Source organism: Nocardia sp. GP40 (genome assembly GCF_050434125.1).
Taxonomy (GTDB): Bacteria; Actinomycetota; Actinomycetes; order Mycobacteriales; family Mycobacteriaceae; genus Nocardia; species Nocardia albiluteola.
In genome coordinates, this window is sequence record NZ_JBNPVW010000014.1 from 270,998 (window position 1) to 278,654 (window position 7,657).

The following is a 7,657-nucleotide window of genomic DNA, read 5'->3' on the forward strand; positions in this document are numbered from 1 at the left end:
TCAGGGAGTCACACCGACTGCGGCGTCCTTACCGTTGTTACCTGCTAGGCAAACGACCGCGGCATGACGCCGTATCCACACATGTGAATGCACCCCGGGCATTACGGGCCGGGGTGCATTCACACACAGGGGATTGCGGCTATTCGTCGACGGAGATGATGCCCTCGTCGACCGCGTGGGCGATGGTGCGCTCCAGATTCGGGCACCCCTCGGGGCGTCCCGGACCACCGGTCAGCTCACGGAAGACGGGGCAGTGATCGGCCGGATTCGCCGTCCACTGCACCGAGGTCTGATGCGAGCTCGACTTGCGCACAAGGACTTTCGTCCCGCACGTCTGGCAGGCCAGCGACGCCATCCCCTCCTCCAGGTAGCGCCGCTTGTCCACCACCGTCTGGGCGCGCACCTGCGCCCGACGCTCCGGACGGTCCGCGAAATCCGGTGCCTTCGCCCACGTGGTCATCAGACCGCCGCCTCCGCGGATTCCGCGGCCTTCGCCTCGTCGGCTTCCCGCTTGCGGCGCAGGTTCTCGGCGACCTCGGCTTCCCAGACCTCATTAGCCTTAGTGGTGTCGACCTCGAATTCGAACCGATCGGTGCTCTTGGAGTCGACATCGGCCAGGTCCACGTAGAACTGGTCGTACCAGCGGCGCAGCTGGTAGACCGGGCCGTCCTCCTCGCACAGCAGCGGATTGTCGATCTTGGACTTGTGCTTCCAGATCTCGACGTCCTGCAGGAAGCCGACCGCGATGCCCTCGGTCATCTTCTCGGCCAGCTTCTTCGAGGACTTGTCGTCCAGCCCCGTCGGCTTCTGCACCGACACGCCGTACTGCAGCACGAACGAATCCTGCGTCACCGGGTAGTGGCAGTTGATCAGGACGCTCTTGACCTCGAACCCGCCGTAGAAATTGTGCAGCGGATTGATCATGTACGAGGGGCCGTAGTAAGCGGCCACCGACTTGAGCAGCGAATCGCCGTACTGTGTGCCCATGCCGACGTCGGGCCGGGACTTGGTCTCCAGGAACTGCGTGGCGACGTGGCCCTCGAAGACGTTCTTGAAGTACGTCGGGTAGGCGAAGTGGATGTAGAAGAAGTGCGCCATGTCGACCACGTTGTCGATGATCTCGCGGCAGTTGGCGCCCTCGATCAGCATCGAGTTCCAGGTCCACTCGGTCCAGCCGTCGTCCAGCGTCTCGCTCGGGTTGCCCTCGGCATCGGTGTAGGGGCCCTCGATGTGCGGGATGGTGATATCCGCCGGTGGCGGATTGCCCTCGTGGTCGTGCCACACGAACAGCTGACCGTTGCGCTCGAGGGTGGTCCACGAGCGGGTCTTGGCGAGCGGGGGCACCCGGCGGCCGTACGGAATGCCGGTGCAGCGGCCGTTGCCGCCCCAGCGCCAGTCATGGAACGGGCAGGCGACCGAATCGCCCTTGACCTCGCCCATGCTCAGGTCGCCGCCCATGTGCCGGCAGTACGCGTCCAGTACCTGCAGCTCGCCCTTGCTGTCGGCGAATATCACCAGTTTGGTGCCGAACACCGAGATGGCGTGCGGCTTGCCGTCCTTGAATGGAGCGGCCAGGCCGAGGCAATGCCATCCCCGCGCATACCGGGTGGGCGCGGTACCGACATCGATCTCACGGACCTTCCCGCCCCGCGGTGGGGTTACTGCCATTGCGATCCTCCTCTACGATTACTAGAACACGTTACAAAATTGTGCGGGCTTGCGCCAGTTATTCCGTCGACTACCAGGCAAGGGGCGCCGACACCCCCCAGCGAACACCCGTTCTCGACAGCAATGAGAACGTGTTCTAGTCTCAGAGTAAGTATCAGTCCCGGGGACATCGGGTCCCCGCACCGATCGAGCCAGGAGCAGCCCCCGAGATGACGCAAGAAGTAGTAGAGCGGGTCGAAGCGCTGCTGCCTATGCTGCGCGAACGCGCGCAAGAGGCAGAGGATCTGCGCCGCATCCCCGACGAGAGCATCAAGGCGCTGCAGGAGGCCGGGTTCTTCCGGCTGCTGCAGCCGCACCAGTGGGGCGGCCACGCCGCCGATCCCGTCGTGTTCTACGACACGGTGCGCAAGATCGCCAGCGCCTGCGGCTCCACCGGCTGGGTCGCCGGCATCATCGGTGTGCACAACTGGCACCTGGCGCTGTTCGATCAGCGCGCGCAGGAAGAGGTCTGGGGCGAGGACAACCAGGTCCGCATCTCCTCCTCCTACGCCCCGATGGGCGCGGGCGTGGTGACCGACGACGGCTCGGGCTATACCGTGAACGGCTCGTGGGCCTGGTCCTCGGGCTGCGATCACGCCGACTGGGTGGTCGTGGGCGGCCCGGTGATCAAGAACGGCAAGCCGGTCGACTTCGGCAGCTTCCTGATCCCGCGCAGCGAATACCACATCGACGACGTGTGGAATGTAGTCGGCCTGCGGGGCACCGGCTCCAACACCGTCGTGGTGGAGAACGTCTACGTGCCGCGGCACCGGTTCCTGTCGTTCCGGGTGATGAGCGAGCTGAAATCGCCCGGCCTGGAGCAGAACACCGATCCGGTGTACAAGATGCCGTGGGGCACCATCCATCCCACCACCATCTCCGCGCCGATCGTCGGAATGGCCTACGGCGCCTACGAATCGCACGTCGAGCACCAGGGCAAGCGAGTCCGCGCGGCCTACGCCGGCGAGAAGGCCAAGGACGATCCGTTCGCCAAGGTGCGCATCGCCGAGGCCTCCAGCGATATCGACGCCGCCTGGCGTCAGCTCTCGGGCAATGTCGCCGACGAGTACGCACTGCTGCTGGCGGGCAAGGAGATTCCGTTCGACCTCCGCGTGCGCGCGCGCCGCGACCAGGTCCGCGCCACCGGCCGGGCGATCTCCTCGATCGACAAGCTCTTCGAGAGCTCCGGCGCCACCGCGCTGGCCAACGGCACTCCGCTGCAGCGGTTCTGGCGTGACGCGCATGCCGGCCGGGTGCACGCCTCCAACGATCCCGAGCGCGCCTACGTCATGTACGGCACCCACGAGTTCGGGCTGCCGGTCACCGACGGGATGGTGTAATGACCTCGGTGGCAAGCGAAATCACCTTCGAGTCGACCTCGCGCTACGCGCAGGTCCGCCCGGATCTGAAGCTGCACTACCACGAGGCCGGTGTCGGTAACGGCCCGACGATCGTGCTGCTGCACGGCGGCGGGCCCGGCGCCTCGTCCTGGGCGAACTTCGCCCGGAACATTCCGGTGCTGGCCAAGGATTTCCACGTGCTGGCCGTGGATCAGCCCGGATTCGGACTGTCCGACAAGCCGACCGAGCACCCGCAGTACTTCGTGCACAGCTCCACGGCACTGAAGGATCTGCTCGACACGCTCGAGATCACCGACCGGGTCCACCTGCTGGGCAATTCGCTCGGCGGCGGCACCGCGGTGCGCTTCGCACTCGACTTCCCGGATCGCGCGGGCAAGCTCGTGCTGATGGGCCCGGGTGGGGTGAGCACCAACCTGTTCGCGCCCGATCCGACCGAGGGCGTCCGGGCGCTGAGCTCGTTCGTGGCGGAGCCGACCCGGGAGAACATCGAAAAGTTCATCCGGATCATGGTTTTCGACCAGAAGATCGTGACCGACGAGCTGATCGACGAGCGGTTCGCCCTGGCGAACACCCCCGAATCGCTCGCGGCCATGCGCGCGATGGGCAAGTCGTTCGCATCGGCCGACTACGAGAAGGGCATGCTCTGGCGCGACGCCTACAAGCTGCGTCAGCCGGTGCTGCTGATCTGGGGCCGCGAGGACCGGGTCAACCCGCTCGACGGTGCACTGGTGGCGGTCAAGTCGATCCCGAGGGTACAACTGCATGTGTTCGGCGGCTGCGGCCACTGGGCTCAGGCGGAGAAGTTCAACGAATTCAACCGCCTGACAACCGATTTCCTGCTCGGCCTGAAGGAGGCGTGAGATGAGTCTGCGCGCGCTCGGATATATGCGCATCGAGGCCACCGATATGGCGGCGTGGCGCGAATACGGGCTCAAGGTGCTCGGCATGATGGAGGGCGACGGGCCCGACAAGGACGCCCTCTACCTGCGCATGGACGAGTTCCCCGCACGCCTGGTGATCGTGCCCGGCGAGAAGGACCGGCTGCAGGTCTCGGGCTGGGAGGTCGTGGACGCCCCTGCGCTGCAGCAGCTCCGGGAGAAGCTGAGCGGCGCCGGCGTGCCCTTCAAGGAGGGCACCAAGGAGGAACTCGCCGACCGGCGCGTCGAGGCGATGATCCGCTTCGAGGATCCGGACGGCAACGTGCTCGAGGCCTTCCACGGCTCGCAGTACGTCGCCCGGCGGTTCGTCAGCCCCTACGGGCACAAGTTCGTCACCGCCGAACAGGGCCTCGGCCACGTCGTGCTGACCTGCACCGACGACGCTGCCGCACAACGGTTCTACCAGGATGTGCTCGGCTTCCGGCTGCGCGACTCGATGCGGCTGCCCCCGCAGATGGTCGGCCGCCCCGCCGACGGGGACCCGGCCTGGCTGCGCTTCTACGGCTGCAACCCGCGCCATCACGCGCTGGCCTTCCTGCCGCTGCCGAACCCGACGGGCATCGTGCACCTGATGGTCGAGGTGGAGAACTCCGACGACGTCGGCCTGTGCCTGGACCGCGCGATGCGCAAGAAGGTCAAGATGTCGGCCACCCTCGGGCGGCACATCAACGACAAGATGCTGTCCTTCTATATGAAGACCCCGGGCGGATTCGATATCGAATACGGTTGCGAGGGGCTGGAAGTCGACGACCACTCCTGGATCGCGCGGGAGTCCACCGCGGTGAGCCTGTGGGGTCACGACTTCTCGGTGGGATTCAAGTAGCGAGACAGGGCGACGATATGACCACGAGTGAACAACCCGCGATCGATCCGCGTCAGTTCCGGAATGTGCTGGGGCAGTTCTGTACCGGCATCACCGTCATCACCACATTCGGTGCCGACGAGGCACCGATCGGCTTCGCCTGCCAGTCGTTCGCCGCCCTGTCCCTCGATCCACCGCTGGTGCTGTTCTGCCCCACCAAGGAGTCCCGCTCCTGGGCGGCGATCGAGGCCAACGGCAGCTTCTGCGTGAACATGCTGGCCGAGGAGCAGCAGCCGGTCTGCGCCCGCTTCGGCTCCCGCGAACCCGACAAGTTCGCCGGAATCGACTGGCACACCACCGATCTGCAACTCCCCGCACTGGACGGCGCGCTGGCCACCATCCAGTGCACCGTGGAACAGGTGCTCGACGGCGGCGACCACTACATCGTCATGGGCCGGGTGCAGTCCCTGTCGGAGTCGACCGAATCCGGCCGTCCGCTGCTGTTCTACCGCGGCCAGTACACGGCCATCGAGCCGGAGAAGACCACTCCCGCGCCCTGGCGCGCGGATCTCGAGCACTTCCTCACCACCACCACGCTCGACACCTGGCTGTAGATCGCGAAGACATCGAGGGCGGTATCCGGCTCACCTGCCGGGTACCGCCCTCGTGTTCTGCACGGTGCTACGCGTGCGAGTCGAAGGTGATCTCGGGAAATGCGGCGCTGGGCCCGTCGAGCAGCGGTTCGGGCCGACCGCGCAGGAAGTGGTCGAACAGGTGTACTGTCCAGCACGGCGCGCCCGTAGGAACGCCGCATTCGCCATCATGGTGCGATGATTCAGTCCGGCGAACTCCCAGCCGATAGCCAGTGGGCTCGGATCAGTCCGCAGGCCCATTCACAGGGACGCGGTGGGTGGCGATGGGGCGCAGGTGATCTCGCAGTAGGTCTCCGTGCGGACCGAAGAGCTGCGCGTCGGTGTCGACCGCGATCTGCACGCCCTTGCTCACCAGATCCCTTCCGGCGGAGGTGAGTTCGAGGCGGACCGCGCGGGCATCGGCGGGATCGGGCGTGCGCCGCAACAGCTCTCGTTCCTCGAGGGCGCGGATCACCCGCGAGGCCATCATGCGGTCGGCGCCGGCCATGTCCGCAGCCTGCTGCTGAGTCGGCAGATCGCCGTGCCCCGACAGCCATCCGGTCGAGGCGAGCAGATTGAACTGGGTCGGGGTGAGTCCGAGCGGGCGCAGGTTGCGCTCCAGTGTCGCTCGCCATTCCAGGGCCGCGTGATGCAGCCAGAACCCCGGGGACATCAGCGGCCCGCGGGGCGTGGCGTGTGGTGGCTCCGGATTTTCAGCCACGCCTGGCCGCCTCCTCGGCCAAGGCCGCGAACGTCCGCGGCATGTCGGCGCGCATCCCCTTTTCCCAGATCAGCTTGAACAGCGGCCCCATCGGTCCGTGCACCTCCACCTCTTCGGACACCTTCACCGTCCCGTCGCCCTGCGGCTCGTATGTGCGCCGGCCCCGCAGCTTCCCGAACGGAATACCCGCCTCGCTGGTCCACGACCGCTTCGGCTCCACCTCCACGATGGTGAACGGCCCGGCCGGGGCGCCCTTCGGCTTCACCCATCCGACGGTACCGGCCTCGAATGGGCCCTCGATTCGCGACCGCTCCTCGTGCGGATCCCAGTCCGCCCAGTGCGCTCGCCCAGATCCGGTCGACCTCTCCCTCGATAACGGCCTCTTCGGTGAACGAGTACATCATGACAACCTCCGCTATTGTTGTTGCGACTACATTATCTGTTGCTGCGACAACAATCAATGCCCTGGCTGTTTCCCGCTGGCCGCAGAGTGAGTTCCTCACCGGGGACCTGAGGGGCGGGCATACCTCTCACCTTGGATCTGTTTCGCGGGACGGTCGCCTGTCGGCGGGCGCCGTTAGCTTCACGGGGTAGGTCCAGCCGAGTTGCCAAGGTATACAAGGGGGTTCATCGGATATGTGTGGCACGAATCCGTTCGGTACGGTGCCCGCCGGGTTACTGTCCGGAAGCGTCACAGCCTCCCGGGAGGCCGGGCGGCCGATCATGTGGCTCTCGAACGACAGCGGGCCGGCGGCCCAGAAATGCTGGGAGCGGTACTACGAGGAGCATCCGCGGACCGGGCTGTATCCGCTGCTGCTCGACGAGTGCCTGGACGTCGACCTCATGCTGAGTACACCCGTCACCATCGAGGACATCGACGAGACTCCGGGCGAACGGCTCATCCGGGAGTACTTCGAATACTTCGGAGACGAGTGGCCCGGCTTCGTGCCGGCGAGACGGCTGGGGGCACCCCCGGGTTACGCGGCCGGGCGCCTGGCCGTTGAGGGGACGTCCGATTACCGCCTGGCACTGGTGCCCTGTACGCGCGGCGCCGATGCCCCGGGCCTCATCGGCTGGTCGGGCGCCGCCAACTACACGGTGAACGTCGAGAAGATATCCGCCGTGCTGCGAACCTGGGAGGACCGGTTCGGCGTCCGCGTGGTGAAGCTCGGATGTTCGACATTGGAGCTGTCCGTCGCCGCGCCGCCGCGGACCATCAGCGAAGCCCGCCGAATCACGTTGGAGCATTCGGGTTTCTGTCCGAGCATCTGGAGGGACCACGTCACGCTCGAGAGCTATGCGAGCAGGCTGCTACGGCAACCGGCGTGGCGATTCCGCTGGGAATGATTGCGGGGCAACGGTGAACGCACGAAGGCCCCCAGCTGATGCTGGGGGCCTTCGGCAAAGGATGTTCCGGCGGTGTCCTACTCTCCCACACCCTGGCGAGTGCAGTACCATCGGCGCAGGTGGCCTTAGCTTCCGGGTTCGGAATGGGA

8 protein-coding genes, 1 rRNA gene and 1 pseudogene are annotated in these 7,657 nt (G+C 66.2%); 5 read left to right on the forward strand and 5 right to left on the reverse strand.

What is annotated here, in order from left to right; translation table 11 throughout:
- Positions 1–139: 139 nt before the first annotated feature.
- Together ABH933_RS35170 and ABH933_RS35175 are read right to left on the reverse strand one after the other, a co-directional pair.
- Positions 140–460, reverse strand: coding sequence for a hypothetical protein (locus ABH933_RS35170; protein ID WP_429424029.1), 321 nt, complete (start codon positions 458–460; stop codon positions 140–142).
- Positions 460–1,668, reverse strand: a complete 1,209-nt coding sequence (locus tag ABH933_RS35175) for a Rieske 2Fe-2S domain-containing protein (RefSeq protein WP_429424031.1) — start codon at positions 1,666–1,668, stop codon at positions 460–462. The genes ABH933_RS35170 and ABH933_RS35175 overlap by 1 nt, the downstream gene beginning before the upstream one ends.
- Before the next feature lie 209 nt (positions 1,669–1,877).
- Here ABH933_RS35175 and hsaA point away from each other — a divergent pair, with 209 nt between their 5' ends.
- The 4 genes from hsaA to hsaB are packed head-to-tail and all read left to right on the forward strand — an operon-like array spanning position 1,878 to position 5,422.
- Positions 1,878–3,047, forward strand: a complete 1,170-nt coding sequence (hsaA, locus tag ABH933_RS35180) for a 3-hydroxy-9,10-secoandrosta-1,3,5(10)-triene-9,17-dione monooxygenase oxygenase subunit (protein WP_429424033.1) — start codon at positions 1,878–1,880, stop codon at positions 3,045–3,047.
- Entirely contained in the window at positions 3,047–3,928 is an 882-nt protein-coding gene (gene hsaD, locus ABH933_RS35185) for a 4,5:9,10-diseco-3-hydroxy-5,9,17-trioxoandrosta-1(10),2-diene-4-oate hydrolase (RefSeq protein WP_429424035.1), read from the forward strand. The genes hsaA and hsaD overlap by 1 nt, the downstream gene beginning before the upstream one ends.
- Before the next feature lies 1 nt (position 3,929).
- Complete coding sequence (gene hsaC / locus ABH933_RS35190; protein ID WP_429424037.1) at positions 3,930–4,829, forward strand: iron-dependent extradiol dioxygenase HsaC; 900 nt, start codon at positions 3,930–3,932, stop codon at positions 4,827–4,829.
- A 17-nt stretch (positions 4,830–4,846) separates the two neighbouring features.
- Positions 4,847–5,422 (forward strand): 3-hydroxy-9,10-secoandrosta-1,3,5(10)-triene-9,17-dione monooxygenase reductase subunit, encoded by a 576-nt coding sequence (hsaB, locus tag ABH933_RS35195; protein ID WP_215915998.1) that lies wholly within the window; start codon positions 4,847–4,849, stop codon positions 5,420–5,422.
- Positions 5,423–5,684: 262 nt separating this feature from the next.
- On the opposite strand, the gene ABH933_RS35200 is transcribed toward hsaB, so the two are convergent.
- Both ABH933_RS35200 and ABH933_RS35205 read right to left on the reverse strand, forming a co-directional pair.
- Positions 5,685–6,161 (reverse strand): MarR family winged helix-turn-helix transcriptional regulator, encoded by a 477-nt coding sequence (locus ABH933_RS35200; RefSeq protein ID WP_429424039.1) that lies wholly within the window; start codon positions 6,159–6,161, stop codon positions 5,685–5,687.
- Positions 6,154–6,492 (reverse strand): annotated as a pseudogene (locus ABH933_RS35205) (SRPBCC family protein); the annotation flags it as partial. The gene ABH933_RS35200 and the pseudogene ABH933_RS35205, both read right to left, overlap by 8 nt.
- Before the next feature lie 305 nt (positions 6,493–6,797).
- On the opposite strand from ABH933_RS35205, the gene ABH933_RS35210 reads away from it, so the two are divergent.
- Positions 6,798–7,508 carry a DUF4253 domain-containing protein gene (locus ABH933_RS35210; RefSeq protein WP_429424041.1) on the forward strand — a complete coding sequence of 237 codons (711 nt, stop codon included), beginning with the start codon at positions 6,798–6,800 and terminating at the stop codon, positions 7,506–7,508.
- A gap of 64 nt (positions 7,509–7,572) precedes the next feature.
- Here the strand turns inward: ABH933_RS35210 and rrf are convergent.
- Positions 7,573–7,657 (reverse strand): 5S ribosomal RNA (gene rrf, locus ABH933_RS35215); the annotation flags it as partial.

Excerpts from the sequence above, each read along its gene's own strand:
- ABH933_RS35170 (WP_429424029.1), bottom strand. The coding sequence starts at position 460 with ATGACCACGTGGGCGAAGGCACCGGATTTCGCGGACCGTCCGGAGCGT.
- ABH933_RS35175 (WP_429424031.1), bottom strand. The coding sequence starts at position 1,668 with ATGGCAGTAACCCCACCGCGGGGCGGGAAGGTCCGTGAGATCGATGTC.
- hsaA (WP_429424033.1), top strand. The coding sequence starts at position 1,878 with ATGACGCAAGAAGTAGTAGAGCGGGTCGAAGCGCTGCTGCCTATGCTG.
- hsaD (WP_429424035.1), top strand. The coding sequence starts at position 3,047 with ATGACCTCGGTGGCAAGCGAAATCACCTTCGAGTCGACCTCGCGCTAC.
- hsaC (WP_429424037.1), top strand. The coding sequence starts at position 3,930 with ATGAGTCTGCGCGCGCTCGGATATATGCGCATCGAGGCCACCGATATG.
- hsaB (WP_215915998.1), top strand. The coding sequence starts at position 4,847 with ATGACCACGAGTGAACAACCCGCGATCGATCCGCGTCAGTTCCGGAAT.
- ABH933_RS35210 (WP_429424041.1), top strand. The coding sequence starts at position 6,798 with ATGTGTGGCACGAATCCGTTCGGTACGGTGCCCGCCGGGTTACTGTCC.